Source organism: Microcoleus sp. B3-D7 (assembly GCF_036705305.1).
Classification (GTDB): domain Bacteria; phylum Cyanobacteriota; class Cyanobacteriia; order Cyanobacteriales; family Microcoleaceae; genus Microcoleus.
In genome coordinates this window covers 26,430-49,324 of record NZ_JAUBUE010000015.1, presented here as the reverse complement: position 1 = coordinate 49,324, position 22,895 = coordinate 26,430, and the positions used below count along the sequence as shown (strand labels likewise).

Annotated in this window: 8 protein-coding genes and 2 pseudogenes; 8 read left to right on the top strand and 2 right to left on the bottom strand. The window is 44.9% G+C overall.

The window, feature by feature from the left end; all coding sequences use genetic code 11:
* The first annotated feature begins 84 nt into the window (after positions 1–84).
* Positions 85–10,059, top strand: coding sequence for a tetratricopeptide repeat protein (locus QUB25_RS12990; protein WP_333183646.1), 9,975 nt, complete (start codon positions 85–87; stop codon positions 10,057–10,059).
* A 73-nt stretch (positions 10,060–10,132) separates the two neighbouring features.
* On the opposite strand, the gene QUB25_RS12985 is transcribed toward QUB25_RS12990, so the two are convergent.
* The gene (locus QUB25_RS12985; RefSeq protein WP_333183645.1) at positions 10,133–13,360 is read right to left on the bottom strand and encodes a glycosyltransferase; all 3,228 of its coding nucleotides are present in this window, start codon (positions 13,358–13,360) and stop codon (positions 10,133–10,135) included.
* Between the two features lie 141 nt (positions 13,361–13,501).
* Here QUB25_RS12985 and cobA point away from each other — a divergent pair, with 141 nt between their 5' ends.
* The 7 genes and pseudogenes from cobA (at position 13,502) to QUB25_RS12950 (ending at position 19,813) form a co-directional block, all read left to right on the top strand.
* The gene (cobA, locus tag QUB25_RS12980) at positions 13,502–15,073 is read left to right on the top strand and encodes a uroporphyrinogen-III C-methyltransferase (RefSeq protein ID WP_333183644.1); all 1,572 of its coding nucleotides are present in this window, start codon (positions 13,502–13,504) and stop codon (positions 15,071–15,073) included.
* A 345-nt stretch (positions 15,074–15,418) separates the two neighbouring features.
* Positions 15,419–15,607, top strand: coding sequence for a Fic family protein (locus QUB25_RS12975; RefSeq protein ID WP_333183643.1), 189 nt, complete (start codon positions 15,419–15,421; stop codon positions 15,605–15,607).
* A gap of 12 nt (positions 15,608–15,619) precedes the next feature.
* A pseudogene (locus QUB25_RS12970) lies at positions 15,620–15,829 on the top strand (type II toxin-antitoxin system death-on-curing family toxin); the annotation flags it as partial.
* A 225-nt stretch (positions 15,830–16,054) separates the two neighbouring features.
* Entirely contained in the window at positions 16,055–17,233 is a 1,179-nt protein-coding gene (locus QUB25_RS12965; RefSeq protein WP_333063590.1) for a tetratricopeptide repeat-containing serine protease family protein, read from the top strand.
* A 93-nt stretch (positions 17,234–17,326) separates the two neighbouring features.
* Positions 17,327–18,502, top strand: coding sequence for a tetratricopeptide repeat-containing serine protease family protein (locus QUB25_RS12960; protein ID WP_333183642.1), 1,176 nt, complete (start codon positions 17,327–17,329; stop codon positions 18,500–18,502).
* Positions 18,503–18,589: 87 nt separating this feature from the next.
* Positions 18,590–19,150 (top strand): annotated as a pseudogene (locus QUB25_RS12955) (Uma2 family endonuclease).
* Between the two features lie 327 nt (positions 19,151–19,477).
* Positions 19,478–19,813: a hypothetical protein gene (locus QUB25_RS12950; RefSeq protein ID WP_333183641.1), complete on the top strand. Its 336-nt coding sequence runs from the start codon at positions 19,478–19,480 to the stop codon at positions 19,811–19,813.
* Here QUB25_RS12950 and QUB25_RS12945 read toward each other — a convergent pair.
* Positions 19,773–22,799, bottom strand: a complete 3,027-nt coding sequence (locus QUB25_RS12945) for a PAS domain S-box protein (RefSeq protein ID WP_333183640.1) — start codon at positions 22,797–22,799, stop codon at positions 19,773–19,775. The two genes, QUB25_RS12950 and QUB25_RS12945, sit on opposite strands and share 41 nt — an antisense overlap.
* Positions 22,800–22,895: the final 96 nt, after the last annotated feature.

Here is a 22,895-nt window from a genome sequence, read left to right as displayed (position 1 = left end):
TTCGGCAACGGATTGGCTCGACGGATGTAACGGATGTCAGGAAGAAGGAAGTTCGGCAACGGATTGGCTCGACGGATGTAACGGATGTCAGGAAGAAGGAAGTCGGAAGAAGGAAGAAGGAAGAAGGAAGAAGAAAGGGGAAAGAATGAAGGAAGAGTTAACAAGTTAGAACAATTTGGCAATTACCAGTTAGCGAACTCCCAAACAACCAAGACAACTATGGCTTCTCAAAAAAAAAATCGGAAATCTGCCTGCAAACTGGGTGCCGAAGACTCTTTGAAATTAGCTTGGGAACATCACCAAGCGGGCCGTTTGTTAGAAGCTGAGAAATTGTACCGGCAAATAATAGAAATACAGCCGGAATCAGCAAACGTGCTGTGTTTGTTGGGAATAGCGGCGAGACAGCAGGGAAAAATTGCAGAGGCGATCGACTTTTACGAACAGGCGATCGCCCAAAACCCCGATTTTGTAGAAGCACATTTAAATAAGGCTAATGTTTTGCTGGATGTAGGGCAATATCAAAGGGCGATTGCCAGTTACGAACAAGTCATCAAAATCCAGCCAAATTCCGCACTCGCTTACAATAATTTGGGCTGGGTAAAACAGCAATTAGGGGAAATAGACGCAGCTATTTTATATTACCAAACAGCGTTGCAACTCGACCCCAACCTGCCGGAAACAGCGCACAATTTAGGACACTTATTTAAACAAAAAAAACAGTTAAACGAGGCTATAACTTATTACGTCCAGGCTTTGAAAATTAATCCAAATTTGATATATTCCCTGATGGGATTGGGAACAGTTTTGCAACAGCAGGGGAAATTCGCCGAAGCTTTCAACTGCTACCAGCAAGCTGTAAAACTAGAACCCACCAATCCCGAAGCTCACAACAATGTAGGAGCATTTTACCACGAACAAGGCAATGTAAAAGCCGCAATATCCTACTACAGACAAGCATTAAACTTAAAGCCAGATTTCGTGGAGGCTATTAACAATCTCGGACACGCTTTGGTCGATTTGGGAGAATTTCAAGAGGCTTTTTCTTGTCACAGTCGAGCCTTGGAATTGCAGCCAGACAACGCCACAGCCCACCTGGAATTCGCCTTAACTTTGCTATTGTTCGGAGATTTTCAACGCGGTTTTGCTGAATACGAGTGGCGGTGGCGCACTCCGCAACTACAACCGAGGCAATTTCAACAGCCGGTTTGGGATGGTTCAAATTTGCAGGGAAAAACTATTTTACTGCACGTCGAGCAAGGCTTCGGCGATTCTATTCAGTTTATTCGCTACGCGCCGATTCTTCGCAGCCGAGGGGCTAAAGTTATGGTGGCTTGCTACCCCGAACTGATACGCTTGTTTGCGACAGTTGCTGGTATTGAATATTTATCAGTTAATCTTGAAGGTTTGCCAGAATTTGATGTTCACGCGCCGCTGATGAGTTTGCCGCGAATTGTCGGGACAACTCTGGAAACAATACCGGCAAATGTTCCTTATTTAGCTCCGCCTGCTGAGTGCAAGTTTGCGCTTTCTTCTGATGCAAAATTGAAGGTAGGGATTGTTTGGGCGGGGAACCAGAAGCGCCGGAAAGACAATCAGCGTTCTTGCAGCTTGAGCGATTTTATTCGATTTTTGGAGGTTCCGGGGATTGCTTTTTATAGTTTACAAAAAAACTTGTCCCAGAGCGATCGCACTTTGTTACACCAACACTTAGTGCCGGATTTAACTCCGCATTTGAACGACTTTGCTGATACCGCTTCGGCTATATCTCAACTGGATTTAGTCATTAGTGTCGATACGGCTGTGGCGCACTTAGCCGGTGCTTTAGGAAAACCGGTTTGGGTGCTGCTTTCTTTTGCTCCTGACTGGCGTTGGCTGCTGGATCGTGAAGACAATCCTTGGTATCCAACTGCGAGGCTTTTCCGCCAAAGTCAGCCGGAAAGTTGGCAAGAATTGTTTGAGGAAGTGCAGGCGGCTTTGAGTTCTTTTGCGATTGCCAATACTGCTAGTTATTCCGAGGATTCTGCCAAAGATTCGCTTGACTTCGTTTCACTCGCAAGGAGTGCTAATAATACGGCTTCCCTCGATTATGTGGCGCTCACAATGACAGGTGCAAGCGTAGTTCAAGAGAGTAAACAAATATTTGTGATTGCGAGCGAAGGGTTAGCAGAAGGCTCCGCAGCTAAGCAATCGCAGGGGATTGAGACATCGGTTGCGATCGGAACTGGCGGGGAGAGTTTGGTTGTTTTAGAGGATTTATTGCGGCAAGCAGAGCATTTAATGGAAACAGGCGATAGGGAAGAGGCGATCGCCATTTACGAACAGATAATATCTCTTGACCCAAGTTGCGTCCAAGCGCGGATTAATTTGGGTTTTCTCAAGCAAGAAAACGGCGAAGTGGACGCAGCTATGTCGCATTACCGAGAAGCTTTAGCGCTTAATCCCAATATTCCTCAAACATCTTACAACTTGGCAAAGATTTTTGAGGAACAAGGTCAAGTGGAAGAGGCGATCGCACATTACGAACAAGCTCTTGTCGCTGAACCGAATTTCGTACCCGCACTGATTAATTTAGCTGTGGCGCTGCAAGAAAAGGGGGGACTTTTCAGGGCTAGCGAGCTGTACCGACGAGCGCTGGAAATTCAGCCGCATAGCTGGGAAGCTTACAACAATCTAGCAACAGTTTTGCAAGAACAGGGCAATTTAGAAGAGGCGCTGGAGTATTATCACAAAGCTCTCGAATTGCTGCCGGATTTTGTGGAAGCTATCAACAATTTAGGCAGGACGTTTCTGGAAAAAGGCGCGGTAGAAGATGCGATCGCCTGCTACAGACGAGCAATTCATTTAAGTCCAGATCATGCTAGCGCTCACCTGAATTTGTCCTTGGCTTTGCTGTTGGTGGGAGATTTGGAAAATGGTCTCGCCGAATACGAGTGGCGCTGGCAAATTAAAGAATTTCACACTGGTCACTCGTGTTTTTTGACGGGGCCGGATAATACTGTTTCGGCGAGAGAATACCGGCCGCTATGGGACGGTTCTGATTTGGTGGGAAAGACGATTTTGCTGCACGCCGAACAAGGTTTAGGCGATTCGCTTCAGTTTATTCGCTACGCTGCGATCGTCAAAAATAAAGGCGGCAGGGTCATTGTGGGCTGTTACCCGCAATTGCAGCGTTTATTTGCAACGGTTGACGGCATTGATTTGCTAATAGTTAAAGGCGAGCCACTGCCGGAATTTGACGTGCAAGCGCCGATGTTGAGTTTGCCGTATGTTCTCGGTACAAAGCTGGAAACAATACCGGCAAATACTGCTTATTTATCTCCGCCTGCGGGTGCTGAATTTACGCTTCTGCCCGATCGCACTTTGAAAGTTGGCATTGTCTGGGCGGGGAATCCAAAACACCGCAAAAACAAGCAGCGTTCGTGCAGTTTAAGCCAGTTTCTGCCGCTTTTGGACGTTGCGGGGGTAAGTTTTTACAGCTTGCAGAAAGAGGTTTCCGAGGCCGAGCGGGCGCTGTTGAATCAAACGTCGATCGTAGATTTGAGCCGGCATTTTGGCGATTTGGCCGATACTGCTGCTGCGATCGCCAAACTGGATTTAGTCATTAGTGTCGATACCGCTGTCGCCCATTTGGCGGGCGCTTTGGGCAAACCAGTGTGGATTTTGCTGGCGTTTTCGCCGGATTGGCGGTGGCTGTTGGAGCGTGAAGATAGTCCTTGGTATCCCACGGCGCGGCTGTTTCGCCAGCATCAGCGGGGCGACTGGGAGGACGTTTTCGATCGGGTGGCGGAAGCTCTAGGCGCGGTTGCTGCTGCATTTGTGCCGTCGGATTCGGCGGATGCAGAGTTTCGGTTGGGCGTGGATTTGCAGCAGCAAGCCGATTTGGGCGGTGCGATCACTTGTTATGAGCGAGCGATCGCAATCGATCCTAATTACGCAGCCGCCTACAGCAATTTAGGCGTTGTCAAACAGCAAACGGGCAGGCTAACAGAGGCGATCGCGCACTACCGACAAGCCCTAGCAATCGACGGGCATTTGGCGGAAACTGCCAGCAATTTGGGTAGCGCGCTCGCGGAAGCAGGAGAGACTGAAGAGGCGATCGCAGAATATGAGCGGGCGCTGTCTTTAAACCCGAATTGCGCGGAAGCGCTGATTAATTTGGGGCTGTTGCGGGAAGAGCAAGGGGATGTGGCGGAGGCTATAAGCTGCTACGAGCAAGCGATTCAAGTCAATCCTAATTGCGCGGTGGCTTATTTGAATTTGGGAATTGCTTTGGAGGAACAAGGGGAGGAAGCGGGCGCGAATTACGAACGGGCGATCGCGAATTACGAACGGGCGATCGCGATCGATCCAAATTATGTGGACGCCCTGCACCATTTAGCATACGCCTCGATCCGACAGGGCAAAATTGACCGCGCCATCGCATACTACGAGCGAGCTCTGGCGCTGCAACCGGATTGGGCAGAAACTGATCTCGCTTTCGGGAGTTCGCTGTCTAGCCCAGATAAGTTGGATGAGGATGTAGCTGTTTGCCAGCAAGCGATTCAGGTCTTGCCAGCCAGTGCACAGGCTCACTGCAATCTGGGAATTGTCCTGCAGAAACAGGGCAAAATTGAAGATGCGATCGCCTGCTACGAGCAAGCTTTGAGCCTGAAACCCGACTTTCCACAAGCTTTGAACAATCTCGGCAAAGCTTTTGAGGAAGCGGGAAAAATGGCAGAGGCGATCGATTGTTACCGTCGGGCGATCGAACTCAAACCCGGTTATATCAATCCCCTCACCAGTTTGGGAAGTGCTTTGCACGATCGCGGCCAAGTTGCAGATGCTCTCACCTGCTACAGCCAAACAGTTAAATTCAATGTCGGCCATCCTGAATCTCACCTAAATTTAGGTTTAGTTTTGCTGCTGGCGGGAGACTTTCAGCGCGGTTTTTGCGAGTACGAATGGCGACTCCTAGTTAAAGAAAAACAGTTCCGATCCCACAACTTTATTCAGCCGCTTTGGGATGGCAAAGATTTGCAGGGAAAAACTATTTTGCTTTGCCCGGAACAGGGTTTAGGCGATGCAATTCAGTTTATCCGCTACGCAGATTTAGTCAAGCAAAAAGGCGGTAGGGTAATTGTTTGGTGTTTGCCGCAGTTGCAGCGCTTGTTTGCACAAGTTTCGGGAATCGATGGGTTAATAGTTAATCCCGAGGATGCGCCGGATTTTCAAGTGCGCGCGCAGCTCATGAGTTTGCCTCACCTTCTGGGAACAACTTTAGAAACTATACCCGTCAAAGTTCCTTATTTAGCTCCGCCGCCCGGTTGCGAATTTACTCTCAATCCAACTACTAATTTGAAAGTAGGGATTGTGTGGTCTGGAAATTCTCAATACTCCCAAAATAAGGTGCGATCGTTTCCGCTAAATTTGTTCACCAAAGTGTTAGATATTCCCGGAGCAGATTTTTACAGTTTGCAAAAGGAAATGACAGCAGACGAGCGCGATTTGTTAGAGCAAATGGCCGTAACAGATTTAAGCTCTTATTTGCACGACTTGGCGGATACTGCGGCGGCAATCTCGGCTCTGGATTTAGTAATTTCTGTAGATACTTGTGTGGCACACTTGGCTGGTGCTTTGGGCAAACCAGTGTGGATTTTGCTGTGTTTTGTACCGGATTGGCGGTGGATGTTGCAACGCGAAGATAGTCCTTGGTATCCGACGGCGCGCCTGTTTCGCCAGTCTACAGCGGGAGATTGGGAAGGAGTTTTAGAACAAGCTAGTTTGGCGCTCAGAAAAAGAATTTCTCAGCATCAGGAAGCTCAACCACTAATAGAAGCTCAGCCCTATGTTGACTTAGCTCAAGAACAGTTCAATTGCGGAAACGTTCTGAAAGCGCAAGGTAGGTTGTCGGAGGCGATCGCTTTTTTTAAAAAGGCTTTAGTTTGGCAGCCGAATTCGATCGAAGCCGCCACGAATTTGGCAGTGACGCTGCACCAAACAGGCGATTTAGCCGAAGCTGCCACCTATTATCAGCGCGCGATCGAAATCGCTCCGAACTGCGCTCAAGCGCACAATAACTTGGGTATTTTGCTGCAAGATCAAGGCAATATACCCGATGCTGTATCTTGTTTTCAAAAGGCGATCGCCCTGAATCCGATTTACGTCAAAGCTCTCAACAATCTCGGCGCGACACTCCAGCAGCAGGGCGAGTTGCCGACTGCGATCGCCTGTTTTCATCAAGCACTTTCTGTCAATTCCAATTATGCGCCAGCGCTGGTAAATTTGGGTGCCGCGATGCAAGCAAAAGGTCAGTTAGCCGAGGCAGAACGCCTTTACGAGCGTGCAATTGAAGCAGAACCCAACAATCCTAAAGGACACTATCACCTGGGAACGTTATCCTTGGGTGCTGGCAAAATAGAACAGGCAATTTCTAGCTTGGAACGAGCAATATCTTTGAATCCGAATTATCTAGAAGCTCTCACTAATTTAGGCAGTGCAAATGAACAATTAGGAGACGTAATTCAAGCAATTTTTTGTTACACTAAAGCTCTAGAAATTGATGAAACTTGTGTTAAAGCTCACTTCAATTTAAGCTTAGTCTTGCTGCTAACTGGGGACTTGCCGCGCGGTTTAGCAGAATACGAGTGGCGCTGGCAAACAGAACAAGCGAAAAAATTGCAAAGGTTGAATTTTGACCAACCGATTTGGGACGGTTCAGATTTGAACGGGCAAACTATTTTACTCCGTTCCGAACAAGGTTTGGGCGATGCCATTCAATTTGTGCGATACGCGGCAATTGTGCAGCAAAAAGGCGGCAAAGTAATACTTTCTTGCTATCAAGAACTCAAGCGTTTATTTAAGCAGATTCCTGGGATTGAACAAGTGGTGATTCGGATGGATGAATTGCCCGATTTCCAACTGCAAGCACCGCTGATGAGTTTGCCGTATATTCTCGGAACAAATTTAGAAAATATACCGGCAAAGGTTCCTTATTTAGCTGCGCCGCCGAATTGGCAATTTTCTCTAAATTCCGATGGTCAGTTTAAAGTTGGGATTGCGTGGGCGGGAAGTGCGGAACATTTGAAGGATTTTCAGAGATCGAGCGATTTAAGCTACTTCCTGCAATTGTTAGATATTCGCGGTGTAACTTTTTACAGTCTTCAGAAAGAAATGTCGGCTGGCAATCGTACTTTGTTAACTCAAATTCCAGTGATAGATTTGAGCGACAATTTGAACGATTTTGCCGATACTGCGGCGGTGATATCGCAACTCGATTTAGTAATTTGCGTGGATACCGCTATCGCGCACTTAGCAGGTGCTTTGGGTAAACCCGTATGGATTTTGCTGTGTTTTATGCCGGATTGGCGGTGGATGTTGGAACGCGAAGATAGCCCTTGGTATCCGACGGCGCGACTGTTTCGGCAGCAAACACCGGGGGATTGGGTGGGAGTTTGCGATCGCGTAAAAACTGCCTTAAAACACCTAATCTCTAATCGTTCCCAGGCTGTGCCTGGTAACGGATATCCCCAGGCTTCGCCTCGATTTTCCTTATCGCCCGCACAGGTACAATTTCACATAGCAAATGCTTTACAAAAACAAGGTAAAAAAGCAGAAGCAGCCGCTCGCTACGAACAAGTAATTGCTGCCTCACCCAGCCACGCAGAAGCCCACAGTTGTTTAGGTGATATCAAACAGGAAAACGGGCAAATAGCCGAGGCTATTGCTCATTACCAAAAATCGCTAAAAATCAATCCCAACCAGGCTGAAACTAACTTATACTTGGGTACCGCCCTCGAAGAACAGGGACAAGTCGCAGAGGCGATCAACTTCTACAATAAAGCAATTCAACTACGTCCCAACTCGCCAAATTGGCGCTTGAGACTAGCCTTCGCTTTGCTCTTAACTAGAGATTTGAAGCGTGGTTTTGCAGAGTACGAATCGCGCTGGCAAGCTGAACAATTGGATCTGAGCTCTTTTGAGCAACCGCTTTGGGACGGCTCTGATTTGCAGGGAAAAACAATTTTACTGCACCCTGAACAAGGTTTTGGCGATACGATACAGTTTATCCGCTACGCGCCTTTAGTTAAGCAAAAACGTGGGAAAGTTATTGTTGCTTGTCATGTCTTGCTGAAGCGTTTATTTGAAGGAATTGCCGGAGTCGATCGAGTAGGAGTCAGGCCGAGCGATTTGATAGATTTTCAAGTGCAAGCCCCCCTGCTAAGTTTGCCCAGAATTCTGGGAACGACTTTGGAAAATATACCGGCAAATATTCCTTATTTAGCTCCGCCACAGGATTTTAAATTTTTCCTAGAGCAGAACAATAAACTAAAAGTAGGTCTTGTGTGGGCGGGCGGCCCGCTGCACCGCAACAATCATCAGCGCTCGTGTAAATTGAGCGATTTTGTGAAATTTGTAGATGTTCCGGGAGTGAGGTTTTACAGTCTTCAGAAAGATTTGTCAGCGGGCGATTCCCTACAGGATAGCTGCGCTTCACGCACTTTATTAAATCAACACCAAATTGAAGATTTGAGCGAACATTGCGTTGATTTTGCCGACACAGCAGCAATTATTTCGCAACTCGATTTAGTAATTTGCGTAGATACTGCTGTGGCGCATTTAGCCGGTGCTTTGGGCAAACCCGTCTGGATTTTGCTGTCTTTTGTTCCCGATTGGCGCTGGATGCTTGAACGCGAAGATAGCCCTTGGTATCCCACTGTGCGTCTGTTTCGCCAGCAAAAACCGGGTGATTGGGATGGAGTGTGCGATCGTATAAAAGCAGCCTTGCTAGATAGGGCGGGCACGGGGGCACCGCCCCTGCAATCTACTCGTTCTCATACTCAGCCTGCTAACGCAGATTCTGATACTCCGCCTCAAATCCAACCCCCAGAAACTCCCCCACAAATTACCGGAATCGGCATTAGTTGGCCCCTCAGCATCACCAGCGGCTGGGGAATTTACGCCATGAATTTAACACTACAACTGCGGCAAAATCCCGCCTGGGAAGTTGCACTTTTAGCACCGCCATCAATCACCTCAGATTCAATGAATCCACTGCATAAATCGCTGTTGTTACCTGTAATTGAAAAGCACAAAATTTTTCAGGAATTAGTAGCAGCAAATTCCGACAAACAAATCAGTTGTAATTTTCCCGTACTTTATGCTTTGGGGAATAATTTAGCATCCTCTGGAGTTGACAATCAAATTACCAGCGCTTGTCAAATAGGAGTCATATTTTTTGAAGACACACGAATCACAGCAGAAGCACTAGAAACAGCCAAAAAATATAGCGTGATTGTCGCAGGTTCTAACTGGAATGCGGATGTTTTGAGAAGCTGTGGCTTGACTAATGTGGCGATGGTACATCAAGGAATTGACCCAACAATTTTCCATCCTGCACCTAAATCTAATCTATTTGGCGATCGCTTCGTCATTTTCTCCGGCGGCAAACTGGAATATCGCAAAGGTCAAGATATTGTAATTGCTGCTTTCAAACGATTTCGCGCCAAACATCCAGAGGCTTTGTTATTAACAACATGGCACAATTTTTGGCCTCAGTATATGTTAGGGATCGAACAAACCGGAAACGTTGCCGGACTTCCCAATATCAACCGCGACGGAAGTTTAGAAATTTCCCAATGGTTAGTGGCTAATGGTTTGCCAGTTGACTCTTTTATCGACATTGGGTTAATTCCCAATCACCTCGCCGGACAAATTTTGCGAGAAGCCGACTGCGCTGTTTTCACCAACCGCTGCGAAGGTGGCACTAATTTAGTCGCGATGGAAAGTATGGCCTGCGGAATTCCGACTATTTTATCAGCAAATACTGGTCATTTAGACTTGATTTACAGCCACATTTGCTATCCTTTATGGAGTCAAGGACGAGCTAAACTTACTGCTCCTTTTTACGGTGTAGAAGGTTGGGGAGAGTCTGAGGTTGCAGAAGTTGTCGAGGCTTTGGAACAAGTTTATACTAATCGCGAAGAATCAAAACGTCGCGGTTTAGCTGCGGCTAATTTTATGCTAGATTGGACTTGGGAAAAACAGGTTAAGCGTTTTTTGGATGTGATTGCCGATATGTAGATAACACTAAATTCCTGACTACAAACTTTCGGAAAATTGTTCGTAGTAAAGACTTTAGTTTTTATAAAAAAGATTAATTGGCGATTGATTCCAAGAGTTTTTTAGCACTGTTTACACTTTCAACATCGTATAGTTTTGGATTGTAAGCAACAATTTGTGCTACCAATTTGTGATGATATTGTTGAGCAGTTGCATTCCTAGAACCATGAACGCTACGATAATTAAGAACTATTTCTCTCGTTCCCAAAAAAGGAATGCTATGTTTGTGACAATTAACCCAAAATTCCCAATCCTCATAACCTTCTTTCATCTCTGCTTTGTAACCGTTGACCAAATTCCAAACTGATTTGTTATACAATGAAGACGTGCAAATCATATTAGATTGTTTGATTTTTTTTGGTGAATATAAATCATAACTGGGTATTGTGTGATTTTCATTGCCGCCAAAAAGTTGATAAGAACCAAATGCTACGCAAGGTACTTTGGATTTTAGACATATTTCTAAAAGACAAATCAAGGCATTTGGAGCTAAAATATCATCGGCATCTAAGGGCATTATGTATTCGCCGTTTGCTGCCGATATGCCAGTATTTCTAGCCATTGATATCCCTTGATTAGCTTGTTCTATTAGCCTCATTTGATGCTGGGGATTTGCTGCTATCAAATTTTTGGCTGCTGTGCTAGTAGTATCTAAGCTGCCATCATTGACAATGATTATTTCCCAATTTTTGTAAGTTTGATTGATAACGCTAGTTACTGCTTGCGACAAAAAATGAGCTTGATTGTAACAGGGAATAATCACAGATATCAAAGGTTGACTTTCAAGCTGTGGCGAAGCCGCAATTTGCGGGACGCTTTCAGGATGGTTTGAATGTGAATTTTCGCTAGAATTTTGAGCCGCTTGTAAGCCGTAAAAATAAATCTTTGGATGAACAATCGCTAATAGATTTAAATCGGTATTTTGATACTCATTTACTAACCTGGGATATTTCGACAAGTATTTTTCTTTGACAAAAATTAAGATATTCTGAGCGTACCAAGGCTCTACTTTTTCATTGTTCCATATTTTTTTTCTCAAGCAATCAATGACTGCAAAACCATTTTGCTCAAAGTAATAAGCCCAATATTGTGGCCACTGTTCGTTAACGTGTTCGACACCGCCTTGAAATGGTATTGCTGCTGAAAACAAAATTACTGGTGCTAGTTTAGTTAGAGAATTAACAAATTTTTCCGCACAGGTACTGGGTAAATGTTCCGCAACTTCCAGAGAAATTGCCAAATCAAACTTTCTTTCTACTTGCAGCGGTTGCTTTAAGTCGTAAGACTTGAACTGATTTAAAGGAATTTCTAAAAGAGTGCGATCGACATAATCGCCATCTATTCCTAAACAATCAGCAATTCCCAACTTGTGAAAAGCCGCTAACCAGCTTCCCGTACCGCAGCCCACATCCACCACACTTTTAGGTAAAGTCGGTTGCAGCAAGTCTAACAGCAGGGGAATAATTTCTCTAGCAGAACTGCGAGTTCCTTCTCCAATTAATTGGTAACAATCTCTTGTATAAGATGACTGTTGGTTTTGATGGGTTTGGTTTGCTCTTTGAGAATTAATTGTCTCTAGACTGCTAATATTGTAACCGTGCAAATGTGCTGGCAACTGCCAGGAAATATTGGGGTCGGGTTGATGTTTTACTGGCTCGACATTGCCCCGCCAAGCAGCCCCCATAATTTGCATTGTTTGATATACTACTGTTTGCCATCCCCTTTGCTTCAAGTAATCTAAACCTTTACCAACATCTGGAGCGGTTAAATCGTGAAATAAAATTATTGCATCTTCCTCAGCCAATTTTTCACACGCAATGGCATCATTTAACGGCCCATCACCTCCGTGTTCTCCGTCAATGAAAATTAACGACCATTTGCGGTTGAATTGAGCGGAAAATTCTTCTACTCTTTGGGGGCTGTAGCCTGGTATTAGCTCGACTGATGTTTGAACGCCCGACGCATTTAGAGCACCTTGAATTGAGTCGATTACGCTTTGTCTAATGTCTTCTCTTTCTAACAGCGGATCGACGACATCTAATGCAACTCCTGCGAGCGCTAAATGACAGGCTGACCAACCCAGCCAGCAACCTATTTCTAATGCTTTTTTACCTTTGAATTGCAGGGCTGTATTGTAAAGAATGTGGGCTTCGTCGCGATTCAAAAACCCGATGAATGGATAGCGCTTGTCTGCATACCAATTATGCGGAATTTCCCGGCGCAAGTAAGGCCAGTTACTCGCATTTGGATCGGCAATAATCATATTGGGGAAATAGGAGTCAGGTATAATTATTTGGAACCCTGGCGAAACGTAATCCGCTGGTTGTAATAAATTATTTTTGCTAAGTTCAGGTTGTTGGTAAGTCATTTTTGGTTCTTGAAATATTGGTATTGCTTCCTGTTTTTTAGGTTGATAACGGACGCTAATTTCCAGTATATCGCCGTCAGTTGCCATCAATTGTACTCGGTCAAACTGCTGGCGGCCAGCTAAATGCAAAATGCCGATCGCCTCCTGCGGCAAGTAAGGCTCCACAAAACAGCCTCGCTGCTTGTCCCAAACCGGAAAACCGTTGAATATCCAATTGCACCAAGCTGGGAGCATTTCAGTGAGATTGAACAATTCGCCACTGTAAACAGCGAGGTTGAGGGCAAATTGATCTGTCATGACACAGCCGGATCTTTGCAATCCTTGATTGAGTTTTTCAGCCCATATTTCCCAGTGCGAAGTATCTTTTCGGAGTGCGAAAACTCCGGCATTTAATATCGGATAACTGTAGAATTTTTTAGCAATTTCTTCACCAAAGTTAGCTTCATATTGTTGATAAACCCAGTGCCAAAACTGAGGAAGTTGCCCGTACTGCTGCAAGCTCGCCCTGTGAACTTCGGGAACAATTGCCAGTCCCCTGCGCGATGCTCCTTCAACCAACAAATTAATTGCTCTCCAGTCTTGAACCCAAGCATCCGCATCAATCCAAAGGTATATATCAAAATTGGGAAAGTATTTTCGCAAACAAGGTCTAACTAATAGTCCTTTTAAATGTTCGGGAGATTCATTTCTGCCAGGAAAGTCAAAGTCCCAATCCGGCTTTTGAATGATATTAACTTGTGTTTCCAGCCACTGCAACTGTTGGGGAGTGCAGCCGAGATCGAAAAAGCCGATCGCCACATTTTCACCCTCTGGTTTTTCCCGCACCGATAAAATAGTACCTTGCACCAATTCAAAGTAATTTGCATCGGCGGCGGTGATGATGATAATCTGCATAAATAGCTTTTATTATACAATCAAACTGCTGAGTATAACGTAGGGTGCGCCTCGGCGGGCCTTACTATAGTGTAGGGTGCACCATGCGTACCTTACTATAGGCTAGCAATATTAATAAAACTATACTATCGAGGAGGAATTGTGAAAAACCAAAAAGGGAAAGTTTATCTAGTCGGTGCAGGACCCGGAGATTGTAACTTGATGACAGTGCGATCGCACAAACTGCTATCCCAAGCAGAAGTTTTAATCTACGATGCTCTCATCGACATCCCCCAACTCGAATTAATCCCAGCAACTTGTCGAAAAATCCAAGTTGGGAAACGCGGCGGAAAACCTTCCACCCAGCAGCAAGAAATTAACCGTTTGCTGGTAGAAAATTGTCAATTAGGAAAACAAGTGATCCGCTTAAAAAGTGGCGATCCGTTTATTTTTGGTCGTTCTAGTTCCGAAATTCAAGCATTAATCACAGCCGGCTGCGAGTTTGAAGTAATACCCGGAATATCTTCCGCATTAGCCGCACCTTTACTAGCAGGAATTCCCCTCACAGATCCGGTAATGAGTCGCTGTTTTGCAGTGATGAGCGCCCATGAACCGGATGCTTTGGAATGGGAAGCATTAGTGCAGATAGAAACTTTGGTAATATTGATGGGAGGGCGCAATTTAAGCGAGATAATTTGGCAATTGCAAAAGCACGGACGATCGACCGAAACTCCGATCGCCATTATCCGAGATTGTGGCCGCCCCGAACAGCAAATTTGGCTCGGTACTCTCTCCAACATTGTACAGCAAACAGCAGGTCAATCTCTGTCGCCTTGCGTGATCGTAATTGGGGAAGTAGTTAGATTGCGCGAATATTTAATCCAGCCAGAAAGCACAAATATGATCGATACACCAGTCACCGCTAGCAACAGCAAATTGCCACTAGCAGGAAAAACAATTTTAGTCACGCGATCAGTTTCTCAGTCGGCTGAATTTAGCGATCGACTCCAGCAACAAGGAGCCCGCGTGATCGAAATGCCCGCCTTGGTAATTGGGCCGCCGTCCACTTGGGAACCATTAGACAGTGCGATCGCACAATTGTCAAGCTTTCACTGGTTAATTCTCACTTCCCACAACGCTGTAGACTGCTTTTTTCAACGATTACAAGCAAAAGGCAAAGACGCCCGCAGCTTGTTTGGCATTAAAATCGCAGTTGTCGGTAAAAAAACAGCAGAAAGTTTGCGATCGCACTCTCTACAAGCAGACTTTATTCCCCCGAACTTTGTCGCCGATTCCCTAGTCGATAACTTCCCCGATAACTTGCAAAACTGCAAGATTCTATTTCCCAGAGTAGAAAGCGGCGGCAGAGAAGTTTTAGTTAAAGAATTCACTGCCAAAGGAGCGGAAGTAATAGAAGTGCCAGCTTACCAATCTTGCTGTCCCGAAACAATCGATACGCTCGCCTTATCCGCACTCCAAAATCAAGCCGTAAATATCATAACATTTGCCAGTTCCAAAACCGTACATAACTTTTGCAATCTCATACAACAAAGCCTAAAATTGTCCCTGTCTAAGGATTGGTTGGAAAACGTTTGCATCGCATCGATCGGCCCTGAAACTTCCAAAAGTTGTCAGAATTTATTGGGTAAGTTAGATGTGGAAGCCAAAGAATATACCTTAGATGGATTGACTGAGGCGATCGTTGAATGGGTTGCAGAATATCAAAGTTCGTAACTGCGAGCGGGCAGCCGTTAATTATCTAATCTGTAGCTTGTAAAATGGTTGTAATACCAATTTAAAAAAGTAAGTAAGGACACGGCACTGCCGTGTCCCTACAGATGCTCGCGTACAATCTCTAGGTTGCAAGACTTTTATCAATTCGGATAAAATAGTTGTAAAATAACTAGGAGGAAAGAAACATGACCGCAAAAGACAAACTTCTTCAAGAACTCGACCAAGTATCATAAACTATGTTGAAAGAAGTGCTGGATTTTGTACTAACCCGGCAGGCAAAACAGCCTGTAAAATCAGAAAAAAGTAATGTTTGGAACGCTTACCTAGCATTTAACAAAGAACGAGATGAGGTTTACCGTCGCCTTGCCAACTCCTAAATTTTTCTCTCTAGATGAAGTGCAAGAACTTCATGCAGACCAGATTTCTAGCTTTGGTGGCACTCCCGGCGTTAGAGATGAAGGCTTGTTGGAGTCGGCTGTGGGTGAGCCACAAGCAACTTTTGGCGGAGATTTTTTCCATCCAACGATTAGCTAACAAGCTGCCGCCTATCTCTATCAAATAGCGATGAATCATCCCTTTATTGACGGCAATAAACGAACGGCTTTTGCAGTGACATATCCCTTTTTACTTTTGAATGGTTGCGCTCTGAATTTGACCGACGAGGGAGTATATAATTTAGTCATGCGAGTCGCACGGGTAACCATGACTAAGGAAGAACTAACCACCGATTTCGAGTCATGTACGTTTGAGTTTTAATAAGTAATTTTGGCAGCCTTCATTGACATTAAGTAAGGTGCGGCGTACTCACCCTACATTAAAATAGCGAATCGCGGAACAAAAAAGCGAGTAAAATTATCACTAAAGAACAAAGCCGAGCTCCTTTGCGTCAAATCAGTAATAAAACTAAACAAAAAAAGCACAAACCGCCGATCGCCCTTTCTTCCCCAAATCCCGCTACCCAACTACTAATTAGCAATAGCCATGAATATAAATTTTTCTCGTTACGACACCTTAAGCACCCTGCTAGCAGGAACTACCGCAGCCTTAACTATAGTCATCAGCCAAAGTGCGATCGCCAAAACTCCCCAAGAAGTCGCCAGCATTGCTGGGCCGCTGACTGTACAAATTAACAGTTCCCTCGGAGACGGTTCTGGGGTAATTATTGCCAAAACAGGCAAAACTTACACAGTTTTAACAGTCAACCACGTCGTAGAAAAAGCAGACGTGAAATACACCGTTCGCACGTCTAAAGGCAAAAACTATCAAGCAACCTCCGTCACCCGTTTGCAAACCGCCGAAACTGACCCGGATTTAGCCGTAGTCAAATTTGAAAGTCCCGAAGAATATCCAGTCGCGACGATCGCCGATTCCGATCAAGCCGTCATCGGCACTCAAATCTTCGTTTACGGCTATCCCGCGACGGGCGGACTTTTCGGCGCGGAACGAGAACCCGAACTCTCTCCCGGACTCGTTACCAGCCGCCCGGGGAACCGCCCGGAAGGTTACACTTTGCGGTATCAGGCCGTAACTTGGAGCGGCATGAGTGGCGGTCCAGTTTTTGACTCCGAAGGCCGAGTCATCGGTTTACACGGACAAGGGGAATTCGGTTTTGCTCAAACCAGTTCCGGCGAAGTCGCCCCGATTAAAACCGGATTTAACGCAGCAGTTCCCATCAATACATTTATCGCCAAGCTAGTGGCGGCGGGAATAAACAAATCCGAGTTGAAAGTAGACAATACTCCCGCAAATCAAGGCCCCGTATCCACCGCCAATCCGCAAGACGCCCAAGCTTATTATTTTCGAGGACTTTCGCGGTTAGATCAAGACAATCCTTCGGGGGCGATCGATGATTTCTACAAAGCACTCACTTTCAAGCCCAACTACACTCCTGAATTGCATTTCAACATCGGCAATGCCCGCACTCTTCTCGCCAGCATCGAGACAACCCGCGCGCCCAGCGCTATGGAAGCATACACGCAGGCGATCAAAGCCAATCCCGGTTTTGCCGACGCCTACTACAACCGAGCTTTAGCTTACCTTGAAAACAACAACAAACCGCGAGCAATGGCCGACTTTCAAAAAGCAGCAGAACTTTACAAGCAAGGCGGCCGAACAAGTGCGTATCTAGACGCGCTCAGCAGAATCAAACAGTTGCAATAAACTTAGCCTTTAAGAGTTTAAACATCAAAATGAAGCTATTCATTTTGATGTTTGAATTTCCAACTAGGGTAATTAATATAATCAGCAACTACCATGAACGTAAATTTTTCCCGTTTCGACACCTTAACCACCTTGCTAGCAGGAACTACGGCTGCCCTAACCATAATCATCAGCCAAAGTGCGATAGCCAAAACTCCCGAACAAGTCGCCAACATTGCCGGGCCGGTGACAGTGCAAGTTAACAGTTCCCTAGGAGACGGTTCCGGCGTAATTATTGCCAAAAACGGCAAAACTTACACAATTTTAACAGTCAACCACGTCGTCGAAAAACCCGATCTCAAATACACAGTTCGCACCTCCACAGGCAAAAACTATCAAGCAACCTCTGTCACCGGGCTGCAAACAGCCGAAACAGAGGCGGATTTAGCCGTAGTCAAATTTGAAAGCCCAGAAGACTATCCAGTCGCGACGATCGCCGATTCCGATCAAGCCGTCATCGGCACTCAAATCTTCGTTTACGGCTATCCCGCGACGGGCGGACTTTTCGGCGCGGAACGAGAACCCGAACTCTCTCCCGGACTCGTTACCAGCCGCCCCCGCAACCGCCCGGAAGGTTACACTTTGCGGTATCAGGCCGTAACTTGGAGCGGCATGAGTGGCGGCCCAGTTTTCGACTCCGAAGGCCGAGTCATCGGTTTACACGGACAAGGGGAATTCGGTTTTGCTCAAACCAGTTCCGGCGAAGTAGCCCCGATTAAAACGGGATTTAATGCAGCAGTTCCGATCAATACTTTTATGGCGAAACTGGCGGCGGCGGGAATAAACAAATCCGATTTGAAAGTAGACAATTCTCGCCCCACCGCAGTTCCCCTATCCACCCTCAACCCAAAAGACGCTGAGGCCTTTTATTTTCGAGGACTGGTGCACTTAGATGAGGGATCTACTTTCGAGGCGATCGAGGATTTCAACAAAGCACTCTCTTTCAAACCCAACAACACCCCGGAATTGCATTTCAATATTGGTAATGCCATCACCATCGCCAGCACTCCCGATACACGCACTAACCCGATTCCAGCATACACGCGGGCGATCGAAGCCAATCCCGGCTTTGCTGACGCCTACTACAACCGGGCTCTAGCCCGCCTCGAAAACAACAACAACAAACCGCAAGCAATTGCTGACTTTCAAAAAGCCGCAGAACTTTACAAGCAAGGCGGAAGAACGAGTGCGTATCTAGACGCGCTCAACAGAATCAAGCAATTGCAGTAGAATTAGAAGTTAAGAATTAAGAATTAAAAAGGGGATTAGTCATTTTTAATTCTTAATCAAGTTCCTACAAACAGCAGGTAAATAACAATGACTGCTATAACCTTAAACCTCAATTCCATTATCAAACTAACTTCATAACAGTTTTATCAACTGTGTGAAGAAAAACCGGAATTGAAACTTGAACGGAACGCCAACGGAGAATTAATTGTCATGCCACCAACCGGAGGAGAAACGGGAAGAAGCAACTCAAAATTCAACTTACAGATTGGACTTTGGAACGAACAAACCCAACTCGGTGAACCCTTTGATTCCTCCACAGGATTTACTCTGCCCAATAAAGCCGATCGCTCTCCCGATGCGTCTTGGGTAGAAAAATCCCGCTGGGAAGCTTTGACACCTCAACAAAGAGAAAAATTTATCCCGCTTTGTCCCGATTTTGCAGTGGAAATTTTCTCTCCAACGGATAGCGTGAAAAATACTCAGGAAAAAATCCAAGAATATATGGAAAATGGCTGTCGTTTGGGTTGGCTGATTAACCGCAAAAAACACGAAGTTGAAATTTATCGCCCCGGTCAAGAGGTGGAAGTTTTACAATCTCCTCTCACTCTTTCTGGGGAAAATGTTTTGCCGGAATTTGTTCTCAATTAGCAAAAAATTTGGAATTAGCAGAGTTTAATTTTGACTTATATCATCTTCCGTAAAATAACCGTTATAAGCTGCTAGTGAGGAATCCAAGTCGGAGCGAGTGAAATGATGACTCTTCGTCCTCACTACGAACCAATTTTGTTATGCTCGTTCGAGGGGACATAATATTAGCTGGAAATGTGATTAAATTATAAGTTACCATAAAATTAACGCGCTAGAATTAGGGTTCCAACAATTCCCGCTACAAATGTCACATTAAAATAATTAAAAACACTTTTTGACCTGCAACTTGTCAGATACGACCAATTTTTCAGAGAATGGCAAGACTACTTGCCAGAAATCACCGACTTTCAAAAAAGACAGCTAGATCAGATTAAAGCGGGTTACTTCAACTTGCTGTCGTATCCGCCGATGCTGGAAAAAACAATCAGTGTGTCGGTCGTCTCTCCGCTGTTATTTACGGGCGAGTTTTATCTGCATCCTTTCTACATTAAACCCAAAAAAATCCTCGAAATTTCCGAAGAAGATGAAGGCGTTATCATCAAAGACAGCATCGACACTTTAGTGTTAAAAGAGCAGTTGTGGCTGATGGTAATAGAATCAAATTTGTCCTTAAACTCGATAACTAAACTGGATTCGGGAGGAGAGGTCGAATTAACTCCATAATTTGGTCATACTTAAAGTTATTGATAGAATCAATTAGCGAACTGGAAAGGGTTGAGTTAGATACGGGAATTTGTTTGATTAGCTCGTTCATGACTTCAGGATCAACATAGTAGGCAGCTTGATACATTTGTTCTAACCACTGAGAGGACATCACGGCTATATCTTCGGGAGATAAAAAATCAACCAATTGTTTTTGGGAATCTTTTTCTACAACTGTGTAGATGTACTCTACTCCCAAGTGTTGAGCGAGTTTGTCAAAGACGAGCCGTTCCTGAAATGGCTTGCTCATAAAGTCGTCACAACCAGCCATAAGAGCTTTCTCTCGATCTTCTTCAAAAGCACTGGCAGTTAAAGCAATAATGACAGTCTCTTGTCCATGAGGGTGTTCTCTAATGCGTTTGGTAGCTGTATAGCCATCCATGATCGGCATTCGTAGATCCATCCAAATCAGGTGTGGGAACCAACTTTCCCACAGGGATAGTGCTTCCACTCCCTGTGTTGCTTGGCGCACCTCAAAACCGACTGAGGTAAGGAGTTTGACCAATAAGCGGCGATTTTCCTCCACATCTTCAACCACAAGGATGCGGTAAGTTGGTTGTCCTGGATCTATACCAATCACTCTTTGTTTAAGCAATTCTGAGGCAAGACAGACTGCTTGAGGTAACTTTACCCCAAGTTCAAAGTAAAAAATGCTGCCCTGATTCAATGTGCTTTGAACCTGAATCTGACTACCCATGAGTTGGACAAATCTTTGGCTGATAGCTAGACCTAGACCAGTACCTTGATTCAATTTATTCCCAGCTTCAGCTTGCACGAACGCCTTAAATAAGCTGTCAACTTCTGTTGGAGCAATTCCCACTCCAGTATCCTCAATTTCAAAACATAGGCGACAGGAAGTTTGGTCGCTCTGTTCTGATCTTACTCGTAATGTGACGCTTCCTTGATTAGTAAACTTAATCGCATTACCGAGCAGATTGACTAAAACTTGATACAGTTTTTTCTCATCAATATGCACAAATTGAGGAAGATTGGGATCTCGCTCGACAATTAGTTTCAATCCTTTCGATTGGGTTTTAATTTGCAACATTTCTTCAAGAGAAATTAGCAAAAACTTTAGGTCAACGTCAGAAAGAGAGAGTGTCATCTGTCCGCTCTCAATTTTAGATAAATCTAAAATGTCGTTAATCAATTCCAATAAATGTGTGCCGCTACGATTGACGACCGCCAGATCTTTTTGGAGTTCGGGAGTCAGAACAGGATCGTAACTCATCAATTGCGTAAATCCCAAAATAGCATTGAGAGGAGTACGGAGTTCGTGGCTCATATTGGACAGGAACATACTTTTGGCTCGGTTTGCTGTTTCTGCTGCTTCTTTAGCTTGCTGAAGTTCCAACTCGGCTTGTTTGCGATCGCTAATGTCAATTAAATATCCCAAGATTTCCACTGGTATACCTGCACGATCTCGAATTAGTCTGAGTTGACCGAGTATCCAGCGATAAACCCCATCTGAGCGACGTAGACGGTATTCATGGAAATAAAAATCATTGACGAATAGATTGGCTAAGCCATTAAGGACTCGTTCTCGATCATCTGGGTGTAAGTTATGCACCCAAAAATCAGAATATTCTAAAAACGCAATGCTTTCATAGCCCAATACATCTTTGACATTTTCGCTGATGAACGTTGCTCGATAATCGCCACCAGGTTTACAGCTAAAAATAACTACCGGGCTGTAGTTCAGGAGAAAGTTGAGGCGATTTGTGGTAGCCTGCAAAGCCTGCTCAGCTTGTTTCAGCTCTGTTGCGTCCTCCTGAACGGCAACATATACGGTTCCATATTCAGGATGCTCAAACCTAGAGGTATGAACCCTGCACCAAAAAAGTCTTCCATCTTTTTTCTTATTGTAGACTTCATATTGTGCTTCTCCATTCTGCTCAATTTGAGCGACAATATCTAGAACGCTGGCGTCTGGTGTAATCTCTCTATCGACATAATTCAAGATACCAACGGGTTGACCTGCGAGTTCGCCATCTGTGTAGCCAAACATAGCGTCCAATTTAGGATTGGTGTAGACGATCGTGAGATCTGAGGCTTTAATTAAACACACTCCACCTGCCATGTTATTCATAATAACACTCTGAAGTTCTAGCGTCTTTTGAGCTTCTTTTCGAGCGGTAATATCTTGGATTTGAGCAATAAAATGCAGTGGATTGCCCTGTTCATCTTGTACTAGGGAGCCATCAAGAAGAATCCAAATTATATGTCCTTGTTTATGGAAATACCGTTTTTCCAGTTGGTAAGTTGAAATTGTTCCTGCTAATAGCTGATGTACATAACTAAGATCCAGGTCTAAATCGTCAGGATGGGTAATGTCTTGGAAAGTTAACGCTAACAACTCTTCTGAGGAGTAGCCAAGAATCTGACATAAGGCAGGATTGACTTTCACCCAGTGCCCATCAAGTGAAACGATCGCCATTCCAATTGACGCATTTTCAAACGCATTGCGAAACTGCTCTTCACTGTTTCGTAAAGCCACCTCAATTTCTTTGCGTTCGTTTTTAGCCCGCTTACGCTCATTGATCTCCTGTTCTAAGGCTTGATTTGCCGTAATAAGTTGAGCTGGACTAGGTAAAGCTAAGGCTGATGGAATTAAAAACACTAGCTCAGATGCAGTATATATAGAAATCAGAGCAGTAATAGCTTTAAGTCCTCCCGAAAGCCAATAAGTAGGAAACCAAAGCGTCCAAATATCCATAATATGAGTTGTACCACAGGCAATTATGAAAGCGCCAAACAGAAAAAATACTTTCTGAAATGGAGTATCTTGCCGCTGTCGCACAAAGTAGATAAGCATGATTGGGATGGAGTAGTAAGCTAAAGCGATTAAACCATCGGATAAAATATGTAATCCTACTAAATTTGTTTGCCAGAGATAGCAGTGACCATGAGGAATGAATCCTCCTGTCTCAAAAAATTGTGTAATCATATCTAACCTGCATTATTAATGAGTGCTGAAGTGTTTAGCGATTGAGTTCTGCCATTGCCCGCTTCATCATGGAAGTCATACCGGGAAAACCACTGT

Coding starts and splice junctions, on each gene's coding strand:
- QUB25_RS12990 (WP_333183646.1), top strand. CDS start 85: ATGTCAGGAAGAAGGAAGTCGGAAGAAGGAAGAAGGAAGAAGGAAGAA.
- QUB25_RS12985 (WP_333183645.1), bottom strand. CDS start 13,360: ATGCAGATTATCATCATCACCGCCGCCGATGCAAATTACTTTGAATTG.
- QUB25_RS12975 (WP_333183643.1), top strand. CDS start 15,419: ATGAGGTTTACCGTCGCCTTGCCAACTCCTAAATTTTTCTCTCTAGAT.
- QUB25_RS12965 (WP_333063590.1), top strand. CDS start 16,055: ATGAATATAAATTTTTCTCGTTACGACACCTTAAGCACCCTGCTAGCA.
- QUB25_RS12960 (WP_333183642.1), top strand. CDS start 17,327: ATGAACGTAAATTTTTCCCGTTTCGACACCTTAACCACCTTGCTAGCA.
- QUB25_RS12945 (WP_333183640.1), bottom strand. CDS start 22,799: ATGATTACACAATTTTTTGAGACAGGAGGATTCATTCCTCATGGTCAC.